This window comes from Actinomadura sp. GTD37, assembly GCF_041951365.1.
Classification (GTDB): domain Bacteria; phylum Actinomycetota; class Actinomycetes; order Streptosporangiales; family Streptosporangiaceae; genus Spirillospora.
Window position 1 is genome coordinate 41,892 of the sequence record NZ_JBGNUS010000009.1, and the last position, 26,496, is coordinate 68,387.

The 26,496-nt window shown below is 72.5% G+C and carries 23 protein-coding genes and 1 tRNA gene; 5 read left to right on the forward strand and 19 right to left on the reverse strand.

The genetic code is table 11. The features are described from left to right. Positions 1 to 59: 59 nt before the first annotated feature. From ACA511_RS33870 to ACA511_RS33895, 6 genes are all read right to left on the reverse strand, one after another. The gene (locus ACA511_RS33870) at positions 60 to 1,547 is read right to left on the reverse strand and encodes a sugar transferase (protein ID WP_375028775.1); all 1,488 of its coding nucleotides are present in this window, start codon (positions 1,545 to 1,547) and stop codon (positions 60 to 62) included. A gap of 253 nt (positions 1,548 to 1,800) precedes the next feature. Continuing rightward, positions 1,801 to 2,376: an aminoacyl-tRNA hydrolase gene (gene pth, locus ACA511_RS33875; protein ID WP_375028776.1), complete on the reverse strand. Its 576-nt coding sequence runs from the start codon at positions 2,374 to 2,376 to the stop codon at positions 1,801 to 1,803. Between the two features lie 103 nt (positions 2,377 to 2,479). After that, positions 2,480 to 3,100, reverse strand: coding sequence for a 50S ribosomal protein L25/general stress protein Ctc (locus ACA511_RS33880; RefSeq protein WP_375028777.1), 621 nt, complete (start codon positions 3,098 to 3,100; stop codon positions 2,480 to 2,482). Positions 3,101 to 3,386: 286 nt separating this feature from the next. After that, positions 3,387 to 4,367 (reverse strand): ribose-phosphate diphosphokinase, encoded by a 981-nt coding sequence (locus ACA511_RS33885; protein WP_375028778.1) that lies wholly within the window; start codon positions 4,365 to 4,367, stop codon positions 3,387 to 3,389. A gap of 164 nt (positions 4,368 to 4,531) precedes the next feature. Beyond that, the gene (glmU, locus tag ACA511_RS33890; RefSeq protein WP_375028779.1) at positions 4,532 to 5,977 is read right to left on the reverse strand and encodes a bifunctional UDP-N-acetylglucosamine diphosphorylase/glucosamine-1-phosphate N-acetyltransferase GlmU; all 1,446 of its coding nucleotides are present in this window, start codon (positions 5,975 to 5,977) and stop codon (positions 4,532 to 4,534) included. A 154-nt stretch (positions 5,978 to 6,131) separates the two neighbouring features. Further along, positions 6,132 to 6,203: transfer RNA gene (locus ACA511_RS33895), tRNA-Gln, on the reverse strand. A 502-nt stretch (positions 6,204 to 6,705) separates the two neighbouring features. Here ACA511_RS33895 and ACA511_RS33900 point away from each other — a divergent pair. Both ACA511_RS33900 and ACA511_RS33905 read left to right on the forward strand, forming a co-directional pair. Next, a complete protein-coding gene (locus tag ACA511_RS33900) occupies positions 6,706 to 7,659 on the forward strand; it encodes an acyl-CoA desaturase (protein WP_375028780.1) in 954 nt (317 codons plus the stop codon). A gap of 53 nt (positions 7,660 to 7,712) precedes the next feature. After that, on the forward strand, positions 7,713 to 8,459 hold the full coding sequence (locus tag ACA511_RS33905) for a TetR/AcrR family transcriptional regulator (protein ID WP_375028781.1): 747 nt from the start codon (positions 7,713 to 7,715) through the stop codon (positions 8,457 to 8,459). 180 nt (positions 8,460 to 8,639) lie between these two features. Here ACA511_RS33905 and ACA511_RS33910 read toward each other — a convergent pair whose 3' ends face one another. Beyond that, complete coding sequence (locus tag ACA511_RS33910) at positions 8,640 to 9,434, reverse strand: trans-aconitate 2-methyltransferase (protein ID WP_375028782.1); 795 nt, start codon at positions 9,432 to 9,434, stop codon at positions 8,640 to 8,642. Positions 9,435 to 9,628: 194 nt separating this feature from the next. Here ACA511_RS33910 and ACA511_RS33915 point away from each other — a divergent pair, with 194 nt between their 5' ends. Continuing rightward, positions 9,629 to 10,471, forward strand: a complete 843-nt coding sequence (locus ACA511_RS33915; protein ID WP_375028783.1) for a patatin-like phospholipase family protein — start codon at positions 9,629 to 9,631, stop codon at positions 10,469 to 10,471. A gap of 9 nt (positions 10,472 to 10,480) precedes the next feature. Further along, positions 10,481 to 10,972, forward strand: coding sequence for a MarR family winged helix-turn-helix transcriptional regulator (locus ACA511_RS33920; RefSeq protein ID WP_375028784.1), 492 nt, complete (start codon positions 10,481 to 10,483; stop codon positions 10,970 to 10,972). Positions 10,973 to 10,993: 21 nt separating this feature from the next. Here the strand turns inward: ACA511_RS33920 and ACA511_RS33925 are convergent, their stop codons facing one another. From ACA511_RS33925 to metG, 10 genes are all read right to left on the reverse strand, one after another. Continuing rightward, a complete protein-coding gene (locus ACA511_RS33925) occupies positions 10,994 to 12,109 on the reverse strand; it encodes an amidase (RefSeq protein ID WP_375028785.1) in 1,116 nt (371 codons plus the stop codon). Between the two features lie 48 nt (positions 12,110 to 12,157). Next, positions 12,158 to 13,948 carry an ABC-F family ATP-binding cassette domain-containing protein gene (locus ACA511_RS33930; protein ID WP_375028786.1) on the reverse strand — a complete coding sequence of 597 codons (1,791 nt, stop codon included), beginning with the start codon at positions 13,946 to 13,948 and terminating at the stop codon, positions 12,158 to 12,160. 42 nt (positions 13,949 to 13,990) lie between these two features. After that, positions 13,991 to 14,257, reverse strand: coding sequence for a hypothetical protein (locus tag ACA511_RS33935; protein WP_375028787.1), 267 nt, complete (start codon positions 14,255 to 14,257; stop codon positions 13,991 to 13,993). A 52-nt stretch (positions 14,258 to 14,309) separates the two neighbouring features. Further along, positions 14,310 to 14,486, reverse strand: a complete 177-nt coding sequence (locus tag ACA511_RS33940; protein WP_375028788.1) for a hypothetical protein — start codon at positions 14,484 to 14,486, stop codon at positions 14,310 to 14,312. Between the two features lie 107 nt (positions 14,487 to 14,593). Continuing rightward, positions 14,594 to 15,514: a 4-(cytidine 5'-diphospho)-2-C-methyl-D-erythritol kinase gene (locus ACA511_RS33945; RefSeq protein WP_375028966.1), complete on the reverse strand. Its 921-nt coding sequence runs from the start codon at positions 15,512 to 15,514 to the stop codon at positions 14,594 to 14,596. 30 nt (positions 15,515 to 15,544) lie between these two features. Next, entirely contained in the window at positions 15,545 to 16,642 is a 1,098-nt protein-coding gene (locus ACA511_RS33950) for a glycoside hydrolase family 26 protein (protein WP_375028789.1), read from the reverse strand. Positions 16,643 to 16,772: 130 nt separating this feature from the next. Then, the gene (rsmA, locus tag ACA511_RS33955; RefSeq protein WP_375028790.1) at positions 16,773 to 17,654 is read right to left on the reverse strand and encodes a 16S rRNA (adenine(1518)-N(6)/adenine(1519)-N(6))-dimethyltransferase RsmA; all 882 of its coding nucleotides are present in this window, start codon (positions 17,652 to 17,654) and stop codon (positions 16,773 to 16,775) included. Positions 17,655 to 17,683: 29 nt separating this feature from the next. Further along, positions 17,684 to 18,514, reverse strand: coding sequence for a transglycosylase family protein (locus ACA511_RS33960; protein ID WP_375028791.1), 831 nt, complete (start codon positions 18,512 to 18,514; stop codon positions 17,684 to 17,686). 226 nt (positions 18,515 to 18,740) lie between these two features. Continuing rightward, complete coding sequence (locus ACA511_RS33965; RefSeq protein WP_375028792.1) at positions 18,741 to 19,565, reverse strand: TatD family hydrolase; 825 nt, start codon at positions 19,563 to 19,565, stop codon at positions 18,741 to 18,743. Next, entirely contained in the window at positions 19,562 to 21,355 is a 1,794-nt protein-coding gene (metG, locus tag ACA511_RS33970) for a methionine--tRNA ligase (protein ID WP_375028793.1), read from the reverse strand. The genes ACA511_RS33965 and metG overlap by 4 nt, the downstream gene beginning before the upstream one ends. A gap of 97 nt (positions 21,356 to 21,452) precedes the next feature. Here metG and ACA511_RS33975 point away from each other — a divergent pair, with 97 nt between their 5' ends. Next, positions 21,453 to 23,093, forward strand: coding sequence for an ArnT family glycosyltransferase (locus ACA511_RS33975; RefSeq protein WP_375028794.1), 1,641 nt, complete (start codon positions 21,453 to 21,455; stop codon positions 23,091 to 23,093). A gap of 47 nt (positions 23,094 to 23,140) precedes the next feature. On the opposite strand, the gene ACA511_RS33980 is transcribed toward ACA511_RS33975, so the two are convergent. Both ACA511_RS33980 and ACA511_RS33985 read right to left on the reverse strand, forming a co-directional pair. Continuing rightward, positions 23,141 to 24,964: a hypothetical protein gene (locus ACA511_RS33980; protein ID WP_375028795.1), complete on the reverse strand. Its 1,824-nt coding sequence runs from the start codon at positions 24,962 to 24,964 to the stop codon at positions 23,141 to 23,143. 130 nt (positions 24,965 to 25,094) lie between these two features. Continuing rightward, complete coding sequence (locus ACA511_RS33985; protein ID WP_375028796.1) at positions 25,095 to 26,444, reverse strand: glycosyltransferase family 2 protein; 1,350 nt, start codon at positions 26,442 to 26,444, stop codon at positions 25,095 to 25,097. Positions 26,445 to 26,496: the final 52 nt, after the last annotated feature.

Consider the following 26,496-nt stretch of genomic DNA (forward strand, 5'->3'; position numbering starts at 1 on the left):
ATGGTCTGTTCGCTCTACTTTCTCATGCCTACCCGAGCGGGCCCCATGCCCGGTCCCGCTCAGTAGGCGCCCGACCCCTTGAGCACCGCGGACCAGGTCTTCCACATGATCTGCAGGTCGAGGGCGAGGGTCCAGTTCTCGACGTAGCGCAGGTCGAGCCGGACCGACTCCTCCCACGACAGGTCGGAGCGGCCGCTCACCTGCCACAGGCCCGTCAGCCCCGGCTTCACCACCAGCCGCCGGTACACGTCGCCGCCGTACTGGGCGACCTCCTCCGGCAGCGGCGGACGCGGACCCACCAGCGACATCTCGCCGCGCGCCACGTTGATCAGCTGCGGCAGCTCGTCCAGCGAGTAGCGGCGCAGCCACCGGCCCACCCGGGTGATCCGCGGGTCCTCCCGGATCTTGAACAGCACGCCGTCGTTCTCGTTGTGCTGGACCAGCTCGACCTTGCGGGCCTCGGCGTCGGCCACCATCGTGCGGAACTTCAGGACCGTGAACTCCCGGCCCCCGCGCCCCACCCGGGTCTGCCGGAACATCACCGGACCCGCGCTCGTCACCTTGATCAGGAACGCGACGATCACCAGCAGCGGACTCAGCGCCAGCAGCCCCCCGAGCGCCGCCGTGCGGTCGAACAGGCCCTTGAACAGCTTGCGGCCGCCGTCCAGCTCCGGGTGCTCCACGTGCAGCAGCGGCAGCCCCGCCACCGGGCGGATCGAGATCCGCGGGCCGGTCACGTCCATCAGCGCCGGCGCCACCACCAGCTCGACGTCGTTGCGCTCGATCTGCCACGCCAGCCGGCGCAGCGCCACCCCGTCCATCTCCGGACAGGCCAGCACCGCCACCGAGTCGGCGCCGATCCGGTCGGCGACCGCCGCCGCCGCCTGGAAGAAGTCGCCCAGCACCGGGACGCCCTCGACCTCGGCGACCGCGTCGTCGCCGGACGCCAGCGCCGGCGGCAGGCACACGGCCGCGATGTCCATGCCGTGGTAGCGCTTCTTGCGCAGCTCCCGGATCAGGTCGGCCACCGACGTCCGGTGCCCCACCGCGACCACGCGCCGCATGCAGTGCCCGTTCCAGCGCTTCTTGTGCAGCCACTTGCGCAACCTGTACCGCGCGACGAGCGCGAGGAACGTGCCGAGCGGCAGCGCCATCACCACGTAACCGCGCGCCACCTCGGTCTTCGTCGCGTACGCCACGATCGCGACCGACGCCGTCAGGATGAACCCCGCGCGGATGACCCGGTGGAACTCCTCGTACCCCACGCCGATGTACCGCGGCTGATAGGCCCGGCACATCATCAGCGTCGCCGACCACAGCACGGGGAGGATCACGGTCAGCGCCACGTACGGCGCGTTCGGCGCCTTCGGCTCGATCGGCACCCCCGGGAACCGGAGCACGAACGCGACCACGGCGGCCGTCAGCATGCTGAGGAAGTCGAGGCACCCGGCGACCCGGCGGTACGATCCGCTCCAGTTCTGCGACTGCGCACGACTGTGCTCATGGCGGATCGATGACTCGGCCTGGACCTTGTCAACGACGGCCATAAACCACTCACCAATCCCCTGTAACACGCGCACCGTTAGCGCGATACACACCGAAGACGGTTGAACGCCGCTCGAGGTTCACATGCATCTCGAACCTCATCGAGCAGCATCTTACGGCTGCTTAGCCATGGTCACCGCCGGAACGCACCCACCGTCCCGGCAACGCCAACAAACTAGGGCAGATTCGCGCGAAACAACGCCAGGCACGCGAAACCGACCGGCCTTCCAGTCCCCCTTCCGCGGCCGGATCCGGTCAACCCGCGTGGAAGACGTTCTGCGCCGCCGCGAGCCCGTCGGCCATCAACGCCTCCACCGCGTCCGCCGCCCGGTCGATCTCGAGGTCCAGATCCTTGCGCTCGGTCGCGGAGAAGTCCTTCAGCACGAACGCCGCCGCGTCCATCCGCCCCGGCGGCCGCCCCACCCCGAACCGGACCCGCGCATACTCCTTCGTCGCCAGCGACTTCGTCACCGACCGCAGACCGTTGTGACCGTTGTCACCGCCGCCCTGCTTCAACCGCACCGCGCCGAACGGGATGTCCAGCTCGTCATGGACGACGACCAGACGCTCCACCGGCACCTTGTAGAAGTCCAGCAGCCCCTTCACCGGACCACCCGACTCGTTCATGAACGAACGCGGCTTCGCCAGCACCGCACGCGCCCCCGCGAGCCGGCCCTCCAGCACGTCCGCCCGCGCCCGGTGCGACTTGAACCGGCCCCCGGCCCGCGCCGCCAGGACGTCCAGCACCATGAACCCCGCGTTGTGCCGGTTCTTCGCATACGACGGCCCCGGATTGCCCAGCCCCACCACCAGCCAGAGATCCGCGCTCACCCGAACTCCTCACACAGGACGGCCCCCGCCGGTGCGCACACCCGCGGGGGCCATGAGAGAACCATGCGGCCCGCCGAAGCACGGCCGCGCGGCGACGCCTGCCCTACTCGGCGGACTCGCCCTCGCCGTCGGCGGCCCCGCCCTCGGCCTCCTCGCCCTCGGCCCCGGTCTCCGGCTCCGTCGCCGCCGTCGCGTCGGAGATCTGCAGGATCAGGATGTCGTCGTCGGCCACCAGCGTCGTCCCCGACGGGAGCTTCAGGTCCTTCGCGAGCACCTGCGAGTCGATCGTCAGGCCGGAGATGTCCAGGTCGACGGACACCGGAATGTTGGTCGCCTCCGCCTCGACGGAGATCTCCACCACCGTCTGCGCCACCTGGCCGCCCGGGACCACGTCACCGATCACGTTCACCGGCAGGTCGACGACGACCTTCTCGCCGCGCTTCACCAGCAGCAGGTCGACGTGCTCCAGGAACCCCCTGACCGGGTCGCGCTGCACGTCCTTCGGCAGCGCCAGCTCCGCGCCGCCGCCCAGCCCCTCGATGGTCAGCAGCACGTTCGGGGTCTTGAGCGCCAGCATCAGGTCGTGGCCCGGCAGCGAGATGTGCTGCGGGTCGGTCCCGTGGCCGTAGAGGACGGCGGGCACCTTGCCGGCCCGGCGGGTGCGCCGCGCGGCGCCCTTACCGAACTCGGTGCGCGGCTCGGCGGCAATACGTACCTCGGACACGGCGAAAACTCCTCGTTGTTGCGATCCACGGCCGTCCGGCACTGGACGTCCGCTACGGACAGAGCGAATCAGGCGATGCTCGATGCGTCAGGCGCCTCGAAGACTCTTTGCGTTCCCCGGGGAGTGCGGCCCCTGTACCGGCACCGCACTGAACGACCCGAGGCATGCGCGATTGGAAGAGTCTAGCCGATGGCAACCCCACCCCACGCCAGAGGCGCGTCTTTCCAGGGGCCGGCACTCGCTCCGCGCGCCCGCCCGCGACCGGCGGCCGGGATCCCGGCCAGGGTCAGCTGTGGCCGCCGAAGAGGCTGGTGACCGAACCGTCGCTGAACACCTCGTTGATCGCGCGGGCGACCAGCGGGGCGATCGGCAGCACGGTCAGCTTGTCGAACTGCTTCTCCTCCGGGATCGGCAGCGTGTTCGTCAGCACGACCTCCGAGATCCGCGAGTTCTTCAGCCGGTCCACCGCCGGGCCCGACAGCACGCCGTGCGTCGCCGCGACCACGACCTTGGCCGCGCCCTGCTCGAACAGCGCGTCCGCCGCCTTCACGATCGTGCCGCCGGTGTCGATCATGTCGTCGACCACCACGCAGGTGCGGCCCTTGACCTCGCCGACGACGTCGAAGACCTTGACCTCGTTCGCCACGTCCGGGTCGCGCTTCTTGTGGATGATCGCCATCGGGACGCCGCCCAGCCGGTCCGACCACCGCTCGGTCACCCGCACCCGGCCCGCGTCCGGCGCCACCACCGTCACCTGCGAGGTGTCCAGCCGGCTCTCGAAGTGCCGGGCCAGCAGGTCCAGCGCGAACAGGTGGTCCACCGGGCCGTCGAAGAAGCCCTGGATCTGCGCCGTGTGCAGGTCGACCGTGATCAGCCGGTCGGCGCCCGCCGTCTTGAACAGATCGGCCATCAGCCGCGCCGAGATCGGCTCCCGCCCCCGGTGCTTCTTGTCCTGCCGCGCGTAACCGAAGAACGGCGCCACCACGGTGATCCGCTTGGCGGACGCCCGCTTCAGCGCGTCCACCATGATCAGCTGCTCCATGATCCACTGATTGATGGGAGCGGTGTGGCTCTGGATCACGAAGGCGTCCGAGCCGCGGACCGACTCCAGGAACCGCACGAACGTCTCACCGTTGGCGAAGTCGTACGCGGACGTCGGCGTCAACTCGATCTGGAGGTTGTCGGCTACTTCCTTGGCCAGGTCCGGGTGGGCTCGGCCGGTGAAGAGCATCAGCTTCTTCTGACCGCTCGCTTTGATCCCACTCACCTCTGACAACTCCCCCTCAATGGATCTACTCCTTACCTGTGGGTTGTCGTCCCCACTCCCGCGCACCACAAGACTCCGGTGCACGGGTTGCTCTGTTGTCACGGAGGACGCCGCTGTCCTCCATGTCCCCGCACCGAGGCGGGGCAGTCCGGTCGGGCTCCGCGCTACGGCGCGCCCTCGTCATCGCCCTTCGCCCGGCGGGCCGCCTCCGCCGCCGGGCTCCCCGGCCGCCTGCGCTCCACCCAGCCCTCGACGTTGCGCTGCTTCGCCCGCGCGACCGCCATCGCCCCCGGCGGGACGTCCTGGACGATCACCGACCCGGCCGCGGTGTAGGCGCCGTCGCCCACCGTCACCGGAGCGACGATCATGTTGTCGCTGCCGACCTTCACATGCGACCCGATCACGCTGCGATGCTTCGCCACGCCGTCGTAGTTGACGAACACCGAGCTCGCGCCGATGTTCGAGCCCTCGCCGATCTCGGCGTCGCCCACATAGGTCAGGTGCGGCACCTTCGTGCCCTCGCCGATCTCGGCGTTCTTGGTCTCGACGTACGTCCCGATCTTGGCCTTCCGCGCCAGCCGCGTGCCGGGCCGCAGGTAGGCGTAGGGCCCGACGGACGCCTCCGGCCCGATCTCGGCCTCCACGCACACGGCGTTGAGCACGACCGCGCCCTCGCCGACCCGCGTATCGGTCAGCGTGCACCCCGGCCCCACCCGCGAGCCCTCGCCCAGGTGCGTCCTGCCGTGCAGCTGCGTGCCCGGGTGGATCTCGGCGTCCTGATCGGCGGTCACGTCCACGTCGATCCACGTGGACGCCGGGTCGACGATCGTGACGCCGGCCCGCATGTGCGCTTCGAGGATCCGGTCGTTCAGCTGCCTGCGCGCCTGCGCGAGCTGGACCTTGTCGTTCACGCCCTGGGTCTCGACCCAGTCGGCGACCAGGTGCGCGCCGGCCCGGTGACCGTCCCCGCGCACGATCGCGACGACGTCGGTGAGGTACTCCTCGCCGTTGGCGTTGTCGGTGGTCACCCGCTTCAGCGCGTCCGCCAGCAGGACCCCGTCGAACGCGTACATGCCGACGTTGATCTCGTTGATCGCGCGCTGCTCCGCGGTGGCGTCCTTGTGCTCGACGATCGCCTCGGCGCTGCCGTCCGCCGCCCGGACGATGCGCCCGTAGCCGGTCGCGTCCGGCATCTCGGTCGTCAGCACGGTCGCGGCGTTGCCCTCGCCCTCGTGCGCCTGCACGAGCGCCTGCAACGTCTCGCCCCGCAGCAGCGGATGATCGCCGTTGGTGACCACGACGGTGCCGTCCAGCGCGCCGGTCTGCTCCAGCGCCATCCGCACCGCGTGGCCCGTCCCGCCCTGCTGCTCCTGGACGACGGGCTCGGCGTCCGGCGCGTGCTCGGCGAGATACTCGACGACCTGCTCACGCCGGTGCCCGACGACCACGACGAGCCGCTCCGGCTCCAGCCGCCGCGCGGCGGCCAGCACATGGCCGAGCATGCTGCGCCCGCACAGTTCGTGCAGGACCTTCGACTTGCGGGACTTCATCCGGGTGCCCTCGCCCGCGGCGAGAACGATGACGGCGGCCGGTCGGCTCGCAGCACTCACAAGGAGGCTCCTCGGCATCGCGGACGGGATCGGTCTCGGACGCGCCCACCTGCGAGATCACGACAATGCAGGCCGGAACACACCCGACACGGGCAGGATACCGCCCACCCCCGACCACTCACCCCGCGCCACCCGGCCAGGACATTCCAAACAGCTCCGGCGCCAGGACTCGAACCTGAACTATAGGTACCAAAAACCCATGTGCTGCCGATTACACCACGCCGGATCAGAACGGTCAGTGCGGGCAGCGGCCCGAGCCGACCGGGCCCAACGATACCGACACCCGCGCAGCGAAACCCACCCGATTCCCGGACGCCCCGAAGGTCCGCGCCGACCACTCCGCAGGGTCAGGCCCGGCCGTGGCGTCCTGGACGATTTGCCCGGAACGGTTTAGGACGTCCACTACCGAGCACCCCATCTCCGTACCGTCCGACCAGGACCAAGGCACGGACGGCACGCCGGTCTCCGCGGAGACGCCCGGTCGGCGAGCAGGCTGGTCGCCGGAGGAGTCACCGACAGGCCCCATCAGGGAGCTTTCGGCGCGGGATCGGGTTCGGGGGTGGTGAGGGGCATCCCGGCGTTGTCTCGCGAGGGGCGGGGCGCAGGAGAGGTTTGTGGCCGGGGAGGCAGTTTCGTACTGAATTTGCCGTTCGCCACTGTCCAACTTACGGTGCCGTAGGTTACGTTGGCGTAGGTAAGGCTCCCCTAGTCGCAGGAAGTGGTGACGCATGACAACGGCTCCAACCGTGGATCCTCCCCGTCCGCAACCGCGTTCCGAGATCAACGCAACCGCGCGGGGCAACGCCGAACGGGTGCTCATCGCGGTGTTCACCGGCGTGCCTTTCCTCGCGCTGTTCGCGACGATCCCGCTGGCGTGGGGCCGGTTCCTCGGCTGGACGGACGTCGTGCTCATGGCGGTGTTCTACGTCCTGTCCGCCGGCGGCATCACGGTGGGGTACCACCGATACTTCACGCACGGGTCGTTCAAGGCCAAGCGGGGCCTGAAGATCTTCATGGCGCTGGCCGGGAGCATGGCCATCGAGGGGCCCGTCATCACGTGGGTCGCCGACCACCGGCGCCATCACAAGCACTCGGACAAGGAGTTCGACCCGCATTCGCCGTGGCGGTTCGGCGACGATTGGAAGGCGCTGGCCAAGGGGCTCGTCTGGGCCCATTACGGGTGGCTGTTCGACGCCAACCGGACGTCCAAGCAGCGCTTTGCCAAGGATCTGCTGAACGACCGCGACATCCGGCGCATCCACCTGGCGTTCCCGGGGCTGGTGGCGGTGTCGTTCCTGCTGCCGGCGGTGATCGGCGGGCTCGTCACCATGTCGTGGGCGGGCTTCCTGACCGCGCTGTTCTGGGCGGGGTTCGTCCGGATCACGCTGGTCCACCACGTGACGTGGTCGATCAACTCGATCTGCCACACCTTCGGCAAGGAGGACTTCGAGGTCCGCGACAAGTCCCGCAACGTGTGGTGGCTGGCCATCCCGTCGCTGGGCGAGTCGTGGCACAACCTGCACCATTCGGATCCGACGTGCGCGCGGCACGGTGTGCTGAAGGGGCAGGTCGACATCAGCGCCCGGATCATCCGGGGCTTTGAGAAGGCGGGATGGGCATACGACGTCCGGTGGCCGAACAGCGACAGGCTGGCGGCGAAACGCGCGAAGCAGGCGGTTTGACCGCCACAATTGGTTCCGTGACAGATCCCGCGCCCAGGCCCCGCAGAAAGCGGATGACCGGTAAGGAACGCCGCGAGCAGCTCCTCGACATCGGCCGGTCGCTGTTCGCCGAGCGCGGGCTGGACGGCACCTCGGTGGAGGAGATCGCCTCGGCGGCCGGCGTGTCGAAGCCCGTGGTGTACGAGCACTTCGGCGGCAAGGAGGGGCTCTACGCGGTCGTCGTCGACCGGGAGTTCGAGCGGCTGCTGAAGCTCGTCACCGACGCGCTGAACTCGGCGATCCACTACCGGGGGAAGCTGGAGAAGGCCGCGCTGGCGCTGCTGGAGTACATCGAGGGGCATCCGGACGGGTTCCGGATCCTCGTCCGCGACTCGCACGGCGGCACGGGCACCGGCAGCTACGCCAGCCTGCTGAGCGAGATCGCCGGCGAGGTGGAGTACGTCCTCGCCCAGGAGTTCGACCGGCACGACTACGACGACAAGTTCGCGCCCATGTACGCGCAGATGCTGGTCGGCATGGTCGCGATGACGGGGCAGTGGTGGCTGGACGTCCGGAGGCCGCGCCGGGAGGAGGTCGCCGCGCACGTGGTGAACCTCGCGTGGAACGGCCTGGCGGCGCTGGAGCCGAAGCCGTCGCTGGACCCGCGCCGCCGCCGCAAGGAGCAGGAGCGCCGGGACCGGGCCGCCGAGAAGGCCGCGGCGAAGGCGGAGAAGGCCGGGGAGAAGGCCGCGGCGAAGGCGGAGCGGGAGCGGCGCAGGGCGCGCCGGGATCTGGACGGGGTCGTCGACCCCTCGACGTGAGCCGGGCGGGCGGGCGCGGAGACAGCCGGTGGCCGCCCGGAGTTCGTCCGGGCGGCCACCGGCCAGGGGTCGCCGGGCTCGGGTCGCGAGTCCGGGATCTGCGGACGCCGCCCATCCGTCCGGGGTTGGCACACCGCAGGGGAACGAGTCGCCTCCCCCGGCGGACGGGCGGCATCCCGTCTAGGTGGTGTTCCGCGTGGCGATCACGAAGATCCTCCTGAAGGGGAACACGGTCCCGTAAGGGGCTGCGGGGTAGGCGCGGCGGAGCCGCTCCCGGTAGGTCGTGAGGAATTCGCCGGTCTCGTCCGGGTCGAGTGCGGCGAGGACGGGCCGCAGCGCGGTGCCCTTGACCCATTCGAGGACGGGGTCGTCGCCGTGGAGGACCTGCGCGTAGGTCGTCTCCCAGGCGTCGACGGCGTATCCGTGGCGGGCGAGGAGGTCGAGGTAGCCGGCCGGGTCGAGGACGGGGGCGTCCTCCTGGAGGCGGCCGAGCTTCGCGCGCCAGCGGTCGGAGCGGGCGAGTTCGCGCAGCAGGGCGTGGCTGGGCGCGCCGAAGTTGCCGGGGACCTGGAAGGCGAGCCGTCCGCCGGGGGCGAGCGCGGCGGCCCATCGGGGCAGCAGGCCGGGGTGCCCGGGGACCCACTGCAGGACGGCGTTGGAGACGATGAGGTCGACGGGTCCGCCGGGCTTCCAGGCGGTGACGTCGCCGACGCGGAAGGAGAGCCGGCCGGGGATCTCGTGCCGGCGGGCTTCGGCGATCATCTCCGGGGAGCTGTCGAGGGCCTCGATGACGGCGGCGGGCCAGCGGGCGGCGAGGGTGGCGGTGAGTTCGCCGCTGCCGCAGCCGAGGTCGGCGACGCGGGCGGGCTCGGCGCCGCCGAGGCGCGCGACGAGCTCGGCGAACGGCCGCGCGCGCTCACCGCCAAAGACCCCGTACTGCGCGGGATCCCACACGGCGCCATTTTCTCTCGACATCAAGACAAGCATGCCCCGCCCCTATCTTGATGTCAAGACTCCTCCGGCGTGTCGACCGACCGATCTCGTTGACCTGCGGCGTGTTGTTGTTATGCGGCCCGTCATAACAACAACACGCCGCAAGTCAACGGGGTCGTGGGCCTAGGACTCGCGGCCGATGGCGGCGAGCGGCCTGGGTTTCTAGGCTCGCGGGCATGAGAGTGGACGAGTGGGCGCTGGTGCTCGGCCCCGGCGGGCCGGTCGGGACGGCGTGGCTGCTCGGGCTCGCGGCCGGGTTGCGCGAGGCGGGCGTGGAACCGGCGGACGCGGACCTGGTCGTCGGCACGTCGGCGGGCGCGATCGCGGGCGCGGCGATCATGACGGGGCGGGATCTGGCGGCGCTGGCGGAGCTGCCGCCGCCGGACGAGCCGCGGCCGCCGGCGGATCTGTCGGTGATGGTGCGGGCGTTCGAGCTGGGCGCCGACCCGGAGCTGGCGCCGGACGAGGTCAGGCGCCGGATCGGGCGGCTCGCGCTGGACGCCGGGGCGCTGCCCGAGGAGCGGCACCGCGCGGGCATGGCGTTCCTGATCGGCACGGACGAGTGGCCCGCCGGCCGGCTGCTGGTCACCGGGGTGGACGTGGCGGCGGGCGAGCCGGTCACCTGGGACGGGGCGAGCGGCGTCCCGCTCTCGGCCGCGGTCGCCGCGAGCAGCGCGGCGCCGGGTTTCGCCGAGCCGGTGACGATCGGCGGGCGCCGCTACATGGACGGCGCGTTCGGCGGCGGGTCCAACGCGGGGCTGGCGGAGGGCGCCGGGACGGTCGTCCTCGTCGAGCCGATCGCGCCGGCGCCCGTGCCGGACGCGGACGGGGCGGGCGCCGCCGTCCGGATCGTCCCGGACGGGCGGACGCTGGAGGCGTTCGGCGGCAACGTCGGCGACATGTCGCGCTGGACGCCGGCCTTCCGGGAGGGGCGCCGGCAGGCGCCGGAGGCGGCGGAGCGCATCGCCGCGGCGCTGCCCGCCGGATCGGGGCGTGTGTCTCGATATCGAGACAGGTAGGGTGGCGGGATGCGCGACGAGGTCGACCGGCTGGTCGAGGCGTGGAACGCGGAACGTCCGGACCTGGACGTCCGGCCGCTGCAGGTCCTCAGCCGCGTGTCCCGGCTGGCCCGGCACCTCGACCGCGCCCGGCGCGCCGTCTTCGTCGCGCACGACCTGGAGTCGTGGGAGTTCGACGTCCTGACCGCGCTGCGCCGGGCGGGCGCGCCCTACCAGCTGAGTCCGGGGCGGCTGCTGCGCGCGACGCTGGTGACGTCCGGCACCATGACGAACCGCATCGACCGGCTCGCGGCGGCGGGCCTGGTCGAGCGGCACCCCGATCCGCTGGACAAGCGCGGCGTGCAGGTCCGCCTCACCGAGGCGGGCCTGACGCGCGTGGACGCCGCGTTCGCCGACCTGCTCGACCGGGAGCAGGCGATCCTGGACAGCCTCACCCCGGAGCAGCGCGACCTGCTCGCCGGTCTTCTCCGCACCCTCCTGATCCCGTTCGACCGGGACTAGAGCGCGGCCAGCACAGCACGGCTAGGACAGTGCGGCCTCCAGTGCGGCGGCCAGCCCGCAGAGCCGCTCCTCGCCGCCGGCCGGCCCGATGAGCTGGACCGACGCGGGCAGGTGCGAGCCCGGCAGCGGGACGGGCAGCGCGAACGCGGGCAGCCCGGCGACGTTGACCTGGCCCGCCAGCGTGGTGAGGACGAGGTCGGACTCGTCCGCCTCGCCGGGTTCGGGGGCGACGCAGGTGAGCACGGGCAGGGCGATCGCCGCGTGCCGGGCGAGGATCGCGTCCAGCTCGGCGCGGAGTTCCTGCTGGACGCCGAGGGCCCAGCCGAGCATCCCGGCCTCCGCCACCTCCGCCATCTGCCGGATGCGCCGCTGGATGCGTCCGCTGAGCTTGGCCGGGTCGTCGAGCAGGTGGCCGTTCTGCCGCGCCCCTTCGCCGCTGAGGATGACGCCGTTGGCGCCGGCGGCCTGCTCGTAGTGCGCGGACCTGACGTCGGTGAAGGGGCCGAGGCGGCGCAGCGCGTCGTCGACGGCGGCGTCGATCGCGGGGTCCACGCCGTCCACGCGGAGGCGCGCGACCGGGAGGTCCGGGTCGTACGGGACGGGCGTGAAGCCCGGTTCGATGAGGCCCATGCCGAGGACGACGGCGGCGACGTCGCGTCCCATGGGCCCGACGACGTCCAGGGTCGGCGACAGCGGGTACACGCCTTCGAGGGAGACGCGCCCGTTGGTGGTCTTCAGCCCGGCGATGCCGCAGCACGCGGCGGGGATGCGGACCGACCCGGACGTGTCGGTGCCGAACGCGACGTCGGCCTCGCCGGTGGCGACGGCGACGGCGGAGCCGCTGGACGAGCCGCCCGGCACCCGCGACGGGTCGAGCGGGTTCACCGGCGTGCCGGACCACGGGTTGACGCCGTCGGCGGCCATGCACAGCTCGTTCAGGTTCGCCTTGCCCGCGATGCGGGCGCCCTGCGCGCGTGCGGAGGCGACGACGGGGGCGTCCGCGGCGGCGGGTTCGGCGCGCTCGGCGACGGCCTCGCAGCCCGCCGTCGTGGGCAGGCCGGCCACGTCGATCGCGTCCTTGACGGCGAGCCGCGGGCCGCTGCCGGGCGCGTTCGTCTCGATGATCCAAGTCGTCATTGAGGGATCATGCCGGGTCTGTACCGCTTTCTCCAGCGGGCCGTCCTGCTAGCCGAGATCCTCGGCGAGCATCAGCCATTCCTCTTCGACGCGGGCGGCCTCGGCCTGGATCTCGCGGAGCCGGCCGTCGAGTTCCTGGAGCTTGGCGTAGTCGGTGGCGTGCGCGGCGAGCCGCTCGTGGAGTTCGGCCTCCTGCCCGGCGAGCTTCTCCAGGCGGCGTTCGAGCCGGTCGAGCTCCTTGCGGGCCTTCCAGTCCTGGCCGCCCTTGGGCTTGGGCGGTGCGGGCGGCTCGGCGGCAGCTCCGGACCTGGGCGCCGTACCGGTACTGGGCGCCGCGCCCGGTTTGGGGGCGGTCCCGGCGGCGCGGCGGTCGAGGTACTCGTCGACGCCGCCGGGCAGCATCGACACGCGGCCGTCGCCGAGGAGGGCGACGACGTGGTCGGTGATGCGCTCCAGGAAGTACCGGTCGTGGCTGACGACGACGAGCGTCCCCGGCCAGCCGTCGAGCAGGTCCTCGACTTCGGTGAGGGTCTCGATGTCGAGGTCGTTGGTGGGCTCGTCCAGGAGGAGGACGTTGGGCTCGCCCATCAGCAGCCGGAGCAGCTGCAGGCGGCGGCGCTCGCCGCCGGACAGGTCGCCGATGGGCGTCCACTGCCGGTCGCCGGGGAAGCCGAGGCGTTCGAGGAGCTGGCTCGCCGTCCAGTCGCGCTTGCCGACGGTGATGCGGCGCTTGATCTCCTCGACGGACTCCAGGACGCGCCGGGAGGGGTCGAGCTCCTCCAGGTTCTGCGACAGGTGCGCGAGCTGGACGGTCTTGCCCTGCACCACCGTCCCGGACTGCGGCCGGACGTCCCCGTCGAGGAGGCGCAGCAGGGTGCTCTTGCCGCTGCCGTTGACGCCGACGAGCCCGACCCGGTCGCCGGGCCCCAGCTGCCAGGTCATGCGCGTGAACAGCTCGCGGCCGCCGAGTTCGACGGACACGTCCTCGAGGTCGTAGACGGTCTTGCCGAGCCGCGCGGTCGCGAACCGGGTGAGCTCGACGGAGTCGCGCAGCGGCGGCTCGTCGGCGATGAGGGCCTGCGCGGCGTCGACCCGGAACTTCGGCTTGGACGTGCGGGCCTGCGGGCCGCGGCGCAGCCACGCCAGCTCCTTGCGCAGCAGGTTCTGCCGCTTGGCCTCGGTGGCGGCGGAGATCCGGGACCGCTCGGCCTTGGCGAGGACGTACGCGGAGTACCCGCCCTCGTAGCGTTCGACGCGGCCGTCGACGACCTCCCACGTCCGGTCGGTGACCTCGTCGAGGAACCAGCGGTCGTGGGTGACGACGAGCAGCGCGACCTTGCGGCCCCTCAGGTGCCGGGCGAGCCAGTCGATGGCCTCGATGTCGAGGTGGTTGGTGGGCTCGTCCAGCATCAGCAGGTCGGACTCGGGGACGAGGAGCCGGGCCAGCGCGACGCGGCGGCGCTCGCCGCCGGACATGCCGGCGAGCGGGGCGTCCAGGTCGAGGTCGGCGAGCAGCCCGGCGAGGATGTCGCGGACGCGGACGTCGCCCGCCCACTCGTGCTCGGCGCGGTCGCCCAGGACCACGGACCGGACGGTCGCGCCCTCCGGGAACGCGTCCCGCTGCGTCAGGTAGCCGAGCCGCACGCCGCGCGCGTGGGTGACCCGTCCGGCGTCGGGCTCGGTCTCGCGGGCGAGGACGGAGACGAGGGTGCTCTTGCCGCCGCCGTTGCGGCCGACGACGCCGACGCGGTCGCCCTCGTCCAGGCCGAGGGACACGGCGTCGAGCAGCGGCGCGGGCCCGTAGGCCTTGGCGACGTTCTCAAGGTTGATCAGATTCACGACACCGTCAAGCCTATTGCCCCGGACGCGCCGTTCGCGCGCTCAGGAGCCGGGCGGCGGCCCGGACGGCCCGGGAGGCGGCGGCTGGTGTCCGTGCGGGTCCGCGGGCGGCGGCGGGTATCCGGGCGGGCCCGCCCCGGGCGCGCCGTACTGCGGCGGACCGTATCCGGGCTGGCCGTACCCCGGCTGGCCGTATCCCGGCGGGGCGCCGGCGCCGCGGGACCCGCTCCGGGTGGCGGCCACGATGACGAGCGCGATCCCGGCGAGCAGCACCAGCGGGACGATCAGCAGCACGAGGAGTATCGACACGCTCAGACCTCCGGCACTCATCTCCATCACCGCCCTTCGGACGCGCCGCCGTTCAGCGGACGGCCGGGGGTGCGGAACGGTCCCCGGCGGGGCCTCGCACACTAGCGGCCGACACGGCCGCGCCAGGCGCGTTGTGGCGTATGTCACGGTCGCGGCGGACGGCCAGGACGACGAGCGTCGCCATCGTGGCGAGCGCGACCAGGCCGAGGAGCGCGGGCAGGATCGTCATCGCTCCACCTCGCCGGAGGGATCGATGCGGCAGGGAATCGCTGTCACGGAGAGTAGGACGTCCGTCGCGGGCGGGAGGTTCGCTTATGTGCGGACCGCACCTACCGCTCAGAGCAGGGTCGCGCCGGGGACGGGGCCGGACGCCCTGACGACCTGCTCGGCGACGCCCGCCCCGTCCAGCGCCGCGGCGAGGTCGGCGGCGTCCTCGGCGGTCTCGGCGAGGAACGCGCAGGTCGGCCCGGACCCGGAGACGAGCGCGCCGACCGCGCCGAGGTCGCGCCCGGCGTCGATCGTGCGGCGCAGCGACGGGCGCAGCGACACGGCGGCGGGCTGCAGGTCGTTCGACAGCGCGGCGCCGAGGCCCTTGGCGTCGCCGGTGGCGAGCGCGGTCATCAGCTCCTCGGACACGCTCGGCCACGGCGCCGCCCGCCCCGCCTCCAGCCGGAGCCGGTCGCACTCGCCGTAGACGGCGGGCGTGGACAGGCCGCCGTCGGCGGTGGCGAACACCCAGTGGAAGGTGCCGCGTGTGAGGGCGGGGGTGAGCCGCTCGCCGCGTCCGACGCCCACGGCGGTGCCGCCGAGGACGGCGAACGGCACGTCGCTGCCGAGATCGGCGCCGAGCTCCATCAGGGCGTCCCTGGACAGGGCGGGCCGCTCCCGGTCGTCCCACAGCCGGGCGCAGGCGACCAGCGCGGCGGCGGCGTCGGCGCTGCCGCCCGCCATGCCGCCCGCGACCGGGATCGCCTTGCGGATCCGCAGCGCGACCCGCGGCTCGACGCCGAGCCGGTCCGCGACGAGCCGGGCGGCCTTCGCCGCGAGGTTGTCGCCGTCGGTGGGGACGCCGCCGATCGCCACCCGCGAGTGCGGCGCGGCCTGGACCCGCACCTCCAGCTCCCGCGCGGGCTCGGCGGTCACCGTGTCGAACAGCGACACGGCGTGGAACACGTTGACGAGGTCGTGGTAGCCGTCATCTCGGATCGGCCCCACGCCGAGCTGGAGGTTCACCTTGGCGGGGACGCGTACCGTCACTGCGCTCACGTCGGAAACCCTACGGGACCGCTACCCCCCGCTGGTGACGGGGAGGTTGCGGGGGTTGAAGTACGGGGTGGTCGCCAGCTCGCGGAGCGCCGACGTCGCGTGCTTGTCGCCGGTCACCGAGTAGGCGCGGCGCTTGTCGCGGGCGCTTTCGGCCTGCTCGTCGGAGTCGAAGTACACGACGGCCTTGACCTGCGGGTCCTGGAGGGTACTGGCGGCCTCGCGGAGCCATTCGGCGCGCCGGGTGCCGTAGGACCTCGGCACCCCGAACTCGGCGATCATGATGGGCTTCTTGTGCTTGCGGGCCCACTCCATGAACAGCTTCACCACCTCGGACAGGTCGCGGTAGTCGTAGTCGCCGCCGGGCTGCGCGTCGGCGCAGATCCAGTCGACCTGGTCGTCGCCGGGGTAGAAGGCGCCGGCGTCGGCGCCGCCGAACCCGCGGGCGGTGGGGCACCACACCCACGCGACGTTGTCGACCTTCTCCCGTTTGAAGATCTCCCGGAGGTGCTTCCAGGCGGCGACGAAGTCGGCCGGGGAGTGGACGCGCTTCTCGGCCGACGACTTGTCCATGTCCCGCGACCAGCGCAGGAACACCGGCTTGCCGAGGGCCTTGACGGCGCGGGCGCGGCGGGCGATGAGGTCGTCGTGCTCGCCCTTGACGATCTCCCGGGTGTCGGCGCCGCCCCAGGTCAGCAGGAGGTACCGGTTGCCGTCCGCGACGGACTTCTCCAGCGCGCCGGGGAAGTCGCTCTTCCAGCCCCGGTAGCTCTGCACGATGTCGAGCTGCCGGCCGAGCTGCCCCTCGAACGCGGCGATGGGCGCCATGCCGGGCTTCCCCGCGTCCTTCCCGGACGGCGAGCTGGACGCCGCCGAAGCGGACGGCGAGGCGGAGGCGGAGCGGGACGGTGAGCCCGACCGGGCCGGGCCCGGCGCGGACGACGGCCTCCCGGTGCCCTCGGGCGGCACCCAGGCGCCGAAGTAGGCGCCCTGCTGCGGCGGGACGGGCGCCACCCCGGCGCGCGCCGTCGTGGTGATCTTCGGTACCGCGCCCGCGCCGTCCCCGCAGCCGGCCGCGACCGTGGCGACCAGAGCCGCGGCCGCGAGCAGCGCCGTCCCCACGAGGGGCAGCCTGGGCCCCCCGAAGGGCACTCGGGTCCGCGCCGTTCGCGAACGCGCCTTCACATCGACCTCCGGCTGGTACTGGGTGGTGTGCCGCCCCGCGGGGCCGCCCCCGGGGGAAAGAGCCCGCCTAGGGGGCTGGGGAACGATCTCCCCGGCGTGAAGGACCATACTCGGCAATCCGGGCGAAGGCGGCCACGTCCAGAGCTTCTCCTCTGGCGCGCGGATCGACGCCCGCCGCGCGCAGCGCCTCCTCGGCCGCGGCGGCGGAGCCCGCCCAGCCCGCGAGGGCCGCGCGCAGCGTCTTGCGGCGCTGCGCGAACGCGGCGTCGACCACGGCGAACACCTCCGCGCGGGACGCCGCGCCCGGCGGCGGGTCGCGGCGGGTGAACGCGACGAGCCCGGAGTCGACGTTCGGCGCGGGCCAGAACACCGCGCGCCCGACGGCCCCGGCGCGGCGCGCGGCGCCGTACCAGGCGAGCTTCACCGAGGGGATGCCGTAGATCTTGCCGCCGGGCGGCGCGACCATCCGGTCGGCGACCTCGGCCTGCACCATGACCAGCGCGGTCCGCAGCGACGGCAGGGTGGCCAGCAGGTGCAGGACGACGGGCACGGCGACGTTGTAGGGGAGGTTCGCGACGAGGGCGGTCGGGTCCGGGCCCGGCAGCTTTGTGATCTTCATCGCGTCGGCGCGGACGACCTCCAGCCGTCCCGCGAGGTCGGGCTCGCGCGCCGCGACCGTGGCGGGCAGCTCGGCGGCGAGCGCCGGGTCGATCTCCACCGCGACGACGCGCCGCGCCGCCGGCAGGAGCGCGAGCGTGAGCGAGCCCAGGCCGGGCCCCACCTCGATGACGACGTCGTCGGCGGACAGCGCGGCGGTCCGCACGATCCGCCTGACGGTGTTGGCGTCGATGACGAAGTTCTGCCCGAGCGCCTTCGTCGGCCTGATGCCGAGCCGCGCCGCCAGCTCCCGCACGTCCGCCGGCCCGAGCAGCCCCCGTGTCTCCCCCATCCGGTGATTGTCTCAGCTCGCCGGAGGGCTCAGGAGAACAGGAACTTGCCGCAGTTCGGCCACTGGCCCTGCCAGCGGCCGTTGACCTTGTTGTAGAGCAGCTGGGCGCGGTAGGTCTGCTCGCCGGCGCTGGCGTCGGACGGCCTGCCCTTGCCGCCGACGGTCGTCCAGGTGGCCATGGAGAACTGGTAGAGGCCGTAGTACCCGGCCGGGTTCACGGCCTTCGGGTTGTTCCCGGACTCGCACTTGGCGAGCCCCGCCCAGTTCAGGCCCGCCGCCGAGCCGGTGCCCGCCGACTTCGGGCCGACCGCGAGGATCCGCGCGACCGGCTTGCGCTTGATCTTCTGCGCGAGGACCTTCGGGACCTTCTTGCCCTTGCGCCGGACGTACGCCCACTTCACGATCTTGACGCCGTCCGTGCCCTCGCGCAGGACCTTCTCGCTCCACGGCGGCACCGAGGAGCTCCGCTTGCGGATCGTCTTGGCGGGCGTCTTGATCACCTTGAGCTTCGGCGCGGACAGCAGCCGGACGATCTTGATGACCTCGCCCGCGGGCTGCGCGGCGGCCGGCTCGACCAGGTCGTGCGGGCCGAGCGCGATCTTCGCCTGCTCCAGGACCTGCTGGACGGTCGTGCCGGTCGTCATCGTCTCGGTCTGCTTGCCGTCGACCACGACGACGACCTTGTGCGGCGCGGGGGCGCTGGTCTTCGGCGCGTCCGCGACGGGGGCGGTGCTCTTCGGGCCCGGTGACTCCTCGCCGCCGCACGCCGCCGCCAGCAGCGCCGTCGCCACCACGAGGGAGGCGGCCGAGAGCACGGGCGCGCGGCGAAGGGAGTTCAGCCGCGGGGTGTTCCGACGCACGGTGTTCCGACGCGCAGGGGTCCGGCGCACGGTGTTCCGAAGCACGGGGGTTCCTCCAGGGGGCCGGGCTCGGGGACGCCCGCTCGATGGCCAGAGAGTAGAGCCACCCGGGCGTCCTCCGCCACCTCATCGCCCTCAGAGGCCCCATCCGCGCGGGCCCCGAACGCGGTCGCCACGTCCCCGCCGGACCGCCCCGGCGCGGCTCCCCGGCGACCGGGGCGCGTCCTCACCAGGGCCCGAAGACGCGCTCCCCGTTCGCGGCGATCGCCGTGCACAGCTCCGCCACGTCCACGCCCTTGACCTCGGCCATCGCGCGGACGGTGTGCGGGATCAGGTAGGACGCGTTGGGCTTGCCCCGATGCGGGATCGGGGTGAGGAACGGCGCGTCGGTCTCCACGAGCACCAGGTCCAGCGGCGCGGCCCGCAGCGCCTCGCGCAGCGGCTCCGCGTTCTTGAACGTGACATTCCCCGCGAAGCTCATCAGATAGCCGTGCTCGGCGCAGACCTCGGCCATCCGGGCGTCGCCGGAGTAGCAGTGGAAGACCACCTTCTCGGGCGCGCCCTCCTCGGCCAGGATGGCGAGCACGTCGTCGTGGGCCTCGCGGTCGTGGATGACCAGGGCCTTGCCCGTCCGCTTCGCGATCTCGATGTGGCCGCGGAACGAGCGGTGCTGGTCGTCCTTGGGGGCCCAGTCGCGGTAGTAGTCGAGGCCCGTCTCGCCGATCGCGCGGACCTTCGGGTGCGCGGCCAGCCGGGCGATGTCCTCCAGGACGGCGTCGGAGATGCCCGTCGTCTCGTTCGGGTGCATCGCGACCGCCGCGTAGACGTCGTCGAACTCGCCGGCGGCCTCCACCGCGAACCGGGAGGACGGCAGGTCGCAGCCGATCGTCACGATCCGCGCGATGCCCGCCGCCTTCGCCGACTTCAGCTGCTCGTCGATCGGCGTCTCGACGACGTCGAGGTGGCAGTGGCTGTCGAAGACGTCGACGGGCAGGCGCTCGGGAAGCGGCGGGTAGGACCGCGAGGCCTGCCCGTCCCCGTCTCGGCTCACCTGTCCTCCAGCCTCGCGAGCTCCTCGTCCACCACGGACGTGTCCAGCTTCTTGAACAGCGGCGTCGGCTTGCTCAGCGGCACGCCCGGCTTGATCGGCGTGGACTCCCAGCGCGCCTCGGTCGCGTAGTCGCCGGTGAGGACGCGGTAGTCGGGGCCGCCCTCCTCCGACACCGTCGAGATCTCCGGCATGCCGCTCCACACGCCCTGCCCGCCGAGCATCTCGTAGACCTTCTGCGAGGAGTTCGGCAGGAACGGCGTCAGCAGCGTCTTCGCGTCGTCGACGACCTGGAGCGCGGTGTGCAGGATCGACTCGACCCGCGCGGGGTCGTCCTTCAGCTTCCAGGGCGCCTGGTCGGACAGGTACTTGTTGGCGTCGCGGACGACGTCCAGCGCCTCGGTGATCGAGTTCTTGAACCGGGACCGGCCGAGCTCGGCGCCCACCGCCGCGAACGCGTTGCGGCTGCGCTCCAGCAGCGCCCGGTCGGCGTCGGTGAGGTCGCCCGCCTCCGGGACCGCGCCGAAGTTCTTGGCCGCCATGTTCACCGACCGGTTGACGAGGTTGCCCCACGCGGCGACCAGCTCGTCGTTGTTGCGGCGGACGAACTCCGACCACGTGAAGTCGGTGTCCTGGTTCTCGGGGCCGGCGACCGCGACGTAGTAGCGCAGCGCGTCGACGTCGTAGCGCTCCAGGAAGTCCTTCACGTAGATGACGACGTTGCGGGACGAGGAGAACTTCTTGCCCTCCATCGTCAGGAACTCCGACGACACCACCTCGGTCGGGACGTTCAGCGCGCCGAGCGAGCCCGGCGTGCCGCCCTTGTCGCCCCGGCCGCTGTAGCCGAGCAGCATCGCCGGCCAGATCTCGGCGTGGAAGACGATGTTGTCCTTGCCCATGAAGTAGTACGACAGGGCCTCCGGGTCCTGCCACCAGGCGCGCCACGCCTCCGGGTCGCCGGACCGCCGCGCCCACTCCACCGACGCGGAGAAGTAGCCGACGACCGCGTCGAACCACACGTACAGCTTCTTCGCCGGGTTCTCGCGCCAGCCGTCCAGCGGGATCGGGACGCCCCAGTCGAGGTCGCGGCTGATCGCGCGGGGCTGCATGTCGTCCAGCAGGTTCAGCGCGAACTTCAGCACGTTCGGCCGCCACTGGCCCTGCTTGCCGCGCAGGTACCGGCCGAGGACCTCGGTGAACGCGGGCAGGTCGAGCATGAAGTGCTCGGTCTCCACGAACTTCGGCTTCTCGCCGTTGATCCGCGACACCGGGTTGATCAGGTCGATCGGGTCGAGCTGGTTGCCGCAGTTGTCGCACTGGTCGCCGCGCGCCCCGTCGTACCCGCAGATGGGGCAGGTGCCCTCGATGTAGCGGTCCGGCAGCGTGCGGCCGGTGGACGGCGAGATGGCGCCCATCGTCTTCTGCGGGAAGATGTAGCCGTTGTCGTACAGGCCCTTGAAGACCTCCTGGACGACCGCGTAGTGGTTCAGCGTCGTCGTCCGGGTGAACAGGTCGTAGGTCATGCCGAGGCCGTGCAGGTCTTCGGCGATCACGGAGCTGTAGCGGTCGGCCAGCTCGCGGGCGGTCACGCCCTCCTTGTCGGCCTGAACCTGGATCGGCGTGCCGTGCTCGTCGGTGCCGCTGACCATCAGGACCTTGTTGCCCGCCATCCGCTGGTAGCGGCTGAACATGTCGGCGGGCAGCGCGAATCCGGAGACGTGCCCGATGTGACGGGGCCCGTTGGCGTACGGCCAGGCGGGCGCGGTCAAGATGTGACGGCTTGACGAGGACATGCAATCAAGGGTAGTCGCGTCACGGCGGCCGCGGCACGCGAGTAACCTGGTCCGGGTTCCGGGGCAGGATGATCAGTGGAGGCGGGGGAGCCCAGGCATGGCCCAGACCACGTCCGACGAGGCCGCCGAGACCGTCGAGGCCGCCGACCGGGCTGCGGACGGCGCCGGGTCCGGCCGCCCGTCCCGGGGCCCCGCCGCGCGGCTGCTCGGCCGGGTGCGCCGGACGCGGCGCGTGGTGTGGCTGTCCCTGCTGGTCGCGGCGTCCACCGTGCTCGCCCAGTGGGCGGTCATGACGCCGCCGCTGTACTTCGACCCCTACTACGTGTGGCTCGCCGCCCGCGACTGGCCCGACATCCCGCTCGCCCAGTGGCCGTTCGACGAGGTCCCGCACCAGGTCACCCGGATCGGGCTCGTGCTGCCGGCGCGGCTCGTCCAGGAGGTCCTCGGGCCCGGCCAGGCCGCCTACTTCACCGTCGCGGCGCTCGGCGGCATCGCGTTCTTCACCGGGACGTACCTGGTCGTCCGGTCCCTGTTCGGGGACGTGGCGGGCGTCGCGTCCGCGGCGGTCCTGCTGATCCACCCGTTCTTCACGATGACGAACCCGTTCGGCCACGAGATCACCTGGTCGACGGGGGTGATGCTGCCGGACATGCCGGGCGCCGGGCTGTTCGCGATCGGGATGGCGGGCCTCGTCGTCGCGAGCCGCAGGACCGGGCGGGCGCAGACCCGCATGCTGCTCGCCGCCGGGGTGCTCCTCGGCGCGTCGTTCCTCGTCCGCGAGTTCCTGGCGTTCCTGTTCCTCGCCATCCCGGCCTACCTGGCGCTGCTGCGCATCCCGTGGCGGCGCAACGTCACGGTCGGCGCGCCGATGCTCGCGATCCTGCTGCTCAACTTCGTCCACAACCAGCTCGTGTGGGGCAGCCCCCTCGCCGGGCTGCTGTCGGCGGCCGAGCACGGCGGCCAGTCCCGCGACTACGTGACCCGCGAGCTCGCCGCCCGCTCGTTCCTGCGCGCCATGCACGACTGGAACCCGCTCGGCCTGGTCTTCACCGCCGCGCTGGCCCTCACGATCGTCGGCTGGGCCGTCACCCGCGACCGGCGGCTCGCGCTGGTGCTGGTGTGGTTCTTCACCCTCGCCGTCCCGCTGACGCTGTTCTCCGGCGTCCTCGACCCGGACAGCATCTCGCTGCGCGCCTGGCTCCAGCGGTACTGGTTCGCGGTGCTGCCCGCGCTGCTCGCCGGCGGGTTCGGCTCCCTGACCCTCATGTTCCGGATGCTGCCCGCCGGATGGGCGTCCCGGCTGCGGCTGAAGACCGTCGTCGTGCCCGTCCTCGCGGTCGCGCTCGGCGGGACGTACACGGTCGCGGCCGTCCGCGCCGTCCCCGACCTGCCGCGCGACACGGCGTGGAACGAGCTGCGCGGCTACCTCGGCGGCCACCGCGGCATCACGCTGATCTGCGCCGACCGGCGGCTCGCGCAGACCCTGACGTTCTACACCCGCGACATGTGGGGCGACCCGGTCTGGCGCGGCGAGATCCGCGACTTCCCGCACTACATGCCGCAGATCCCGCGCGACGCGATGGAGGGCCCGATGCTCTACACGCGCTGGCGCGGCATGGAGTCGCAGATCGGGGGCGGCTGGCGCCCCGACCCGGCCCAAGGCTGGACGCTCATGTGGCGCTCGTCCGACGGGATCCTCCAGCTCTGGAACCCGCCGCCGCTCCCCCGGCAGGACTAGCGGGCCGTACCGGTGGACGGGGCTGGCGGGCGGGACTACCGCGTCGGCTACCGCGTCCAGGCGACCCAGTCGCCCTCGACGGTGCGGCGGCTGTCGGCGACGTGCCAGCCCGCCGGGGCGCCCTTCGGCCAGGACGCGGTGGCGGGGACGTCCTTCGGCCACGCCAGCACGACCATGTCGACGTTCTGCGGCGGCGCGACGTCCCGGGCGTTGAACACGATGCCGTCGCTCCACCAGGCCCAGTAGAACTGCGAGAGCCGGATCGTCCACGGGACGTTCCAGTCGACGGCGATGGACCGCTGCGCCCGCAGGTCGACGCGGTCGCGCAGATCGGTGTGCGCGGTCTCGGCGCGCACCAGCGGCTGCGCGATCCGGTCGATCGCGGTGGCGCACATCGCGACGGCGACGGCGGCGAGCAGGCCCGCGAGCAGCAGCGGGCCGTGCCGGCGCAGCCGCGCGACCGCCACCGACAGCCCCAGCAGGACGAGGCCGGCGGCGGTGGCGTGCCAGAGGCGGAACGACGTCCAGTCCCACGTCAGCAGCGACGTCTCCGGGAAGTCGTAGGGCGTGTAGGTGTACCGGCTGAGCAGGTCGCCCGCGTACCACTGGACGGCGCACGCCGCGGCGACCGTCAGCGCGGCCGCCGACGCCGCCGCCAGCAGCGGCGTCCGGCGCGGGGCGCGCAGCAGGACCGCGACCCCGGCGGCGAACAGCACCGGGGTGACGCAGGCGAGGTAGCGGCCGTAGACGTAGTTGCCGATCCGGTACTCGACCGGCAGCGCCGCCGACGTCGCGAGCGCGATGCCCGCCACGATCGCGAGGACGGCGAGGGCGAGCGCCCGCGTCCGGCCGGGCGAGCCCGGCAGCATGATCGGCGGCCGGACCGCGACGCAGCCGAGCGCGAGCAGGCCCACCGCCGCGATGCCGCCGGTCGCGACGGACTGGTACCAGACCTGGCCGGTGCCGAGCGACACCATCCAGCCCCACCCGTCGGGCGTGGTGAGCCGCTGGACGACGTTGCCGCCGAGGTCGTTGTCGCCGTACGGGTACATGTGCGGCAGCAGCGAACGGTTCAGCAGCGTCCCCGCGCCCGTCGCGGCGGCGAGGGCGAGCCCGGCGGCGGACGCGTTCCCCCACGACCGCCACCGCAGCACCGGCGCGGCCACGATCAGCGCCGCGTGCACGGCCAGCAGGATCGCGCCGCGCGTGTGGCTGGTGGCGGCGTAGGCGACGAGCAGCGACGCGCCCGTCCCGGTGAGCAGCGGATGGGCGGACACGGGGCGTCCGGGCCGCTTCGGCGGCGCGGTCAGCCACGCGTGCGCGAGCAGCAGCCAGCCGGTGAGGACGACGGGGAGGATCGCGTCCGTCAGCACGAACTCGGAGTAGAACAGCACGCACGGCAGCAGCGCCGTCACGTGCGCGAACACGTACGACCAGCGCCGCCGCACCTGGAGGCGGCGCAGCAGCAGGTAGGCCAGCGGCAGCATCACGGCGCTGACCAGCGCGTTGATGACCAGCGCGGTGCGGTAGACGCCGACCGGGCCGGCGCCGAGCCAGATCGCGGGGGTCAGCAGCAGCGGGTAGCCGCCCCGGTAGACCGTCCCGAACGACATGTCGGCGCCGGGGCCGCCGGTGAGGACGCGGGCGGCGAACAGGTACCCGGACTCGTCGGGCGTCGCCACCGGGATCGTCTGCCCCGAGCCGAGCCACAGCCGCACCGCGACCTGCGCCGCCCAGCCGAGCACGAACAGCCACGCCCAGCGGCGGCGGCCGGCCGGGGACGCGGCGGGACGGGACTCGGCCGGGGCGACCGGGGGCCGCGCGACGGACCGGGACGCGGTCGCGGCGCCCGCCGGCGGACGGGCGCTCATCGGCGCCCGGCGCACCGGACGCCGGCTGTCGGTGAACGAAGATCCATGACCGGACAAGCCTGTCACAGTGCGGGCGGGACGCCGGTGCCAGGCCAGGAAACGCCCGGCGAGTTCTCGGCGGGGGCGGGTGTCAGCGCTCGGACGCGCCGTCCTCGTCGGCGTCCTCGTCCAGCGCCGCCCGCACCTCGGTGATGCCCGCCGGGACCTTCTCCTCGGCCTTGCCGGTCTTGCCGGTCTGCTGGGCCTTCTCCGTCTTCTCGGCCGCGCGCCTGGCCTTGTGCGCGGCGGCGTCCACGACGCCCGCGGCCTCCTCGGCCGGGTCGGTGAGCGGCGGGTGCTGGCGGCGGCGGATGCCGAGGATGCTGACGAACAGCGAGGCGAAGATCGCCTGGAAGCTCATCACGAGCGCGGTGGCGGCGGGCACGACGATGCGCAGCGAGTGCCGCGGGTCGAGTTCGCCGAAGCTGTTGAGCCGCCAGTGCAGCAGCGACGCGATGAGGCCGCCGAGGCCGGCGGCGGCGAGCAGCCCGCCGATCAGCAGGCCGCGCTCCAGGCTCCACCAGTCGATGATCTTCTGCACCCGGCGGTCGTGCGGCAGGAACCCCTCCTGCATCGCGTAGACCTTCGTGAGCAGCGCGAACAGCACCGCCTGGAAGCCGATCACCAGCGCGGCGGACGCGCCGACCAGCGTGTCGACGTCGAAGGCGATCTCCCCGACCGTGACCGGGCCGGTCGACAGCGCGACCCCCGCGATCAGGCCGAGGGTCATGAAGACCAGCCCGGGGATGAGGAACAGCCAGCGGGGGCTGTAGAGCATGAGGAAGCGGAGATGGCGCCAGCCGTCGCGCCAGGTGTTGAGGTGCGGGGCGCGGGTCCGCCCGTCCGGCGACAGCGTGGTCGGCACCTCGCGGATGTCGTACCCCTGCAGGGTCGCCTTGACGACCATCTCGCTGGCGAACTCCATGCCGCCGGTCTGCAGGCCGAGCCGCATGATGGCGTCCTTGTCGAAGGCGCGCAACCCGCAGTGGAAGTCGCCGATCTTGCTGCCGAAGAACAGCCGGCCGACGAAGCTCAGCACCGGGTTCCCGAGGTAGCGGTGCAGCGGCGGCATGGCGCCGTCGGCGATGCCGCCCTTGAACCGGTTGCCCATGACGAGGTCGGCGCCGTCGCGCAGCTCGTCCAGGAACGGGCCGAGGGTCGCGAAGTCGTAGGAGTCGTCGGCGTCGCCCATCGCGACGTACCGGCCGCGCGCGGCCCGGATCCCGCCCATGAGGGCGTTGCCGTAGCCCTTGTCGACCACCGGCACGACGCGCGCCCCGGCGTCGCGGGCGAGCTGCTGGCTGCCGTCCGTGCTGCCGTTGTCGGCGATGACGACCTCGCCGTCGATGCCCTTGTCCTCGAAGAAGGCGATCGTCTTGCGGACGCAGGTCTCGACCGTTTCGGCCTCGTTCAGACATGGCATCACTACGGAGAGTTCCACGCGATCTCCTTCGTTACCCCTGGTGACCGTCTGCGGCGGTTCCACTAATCTC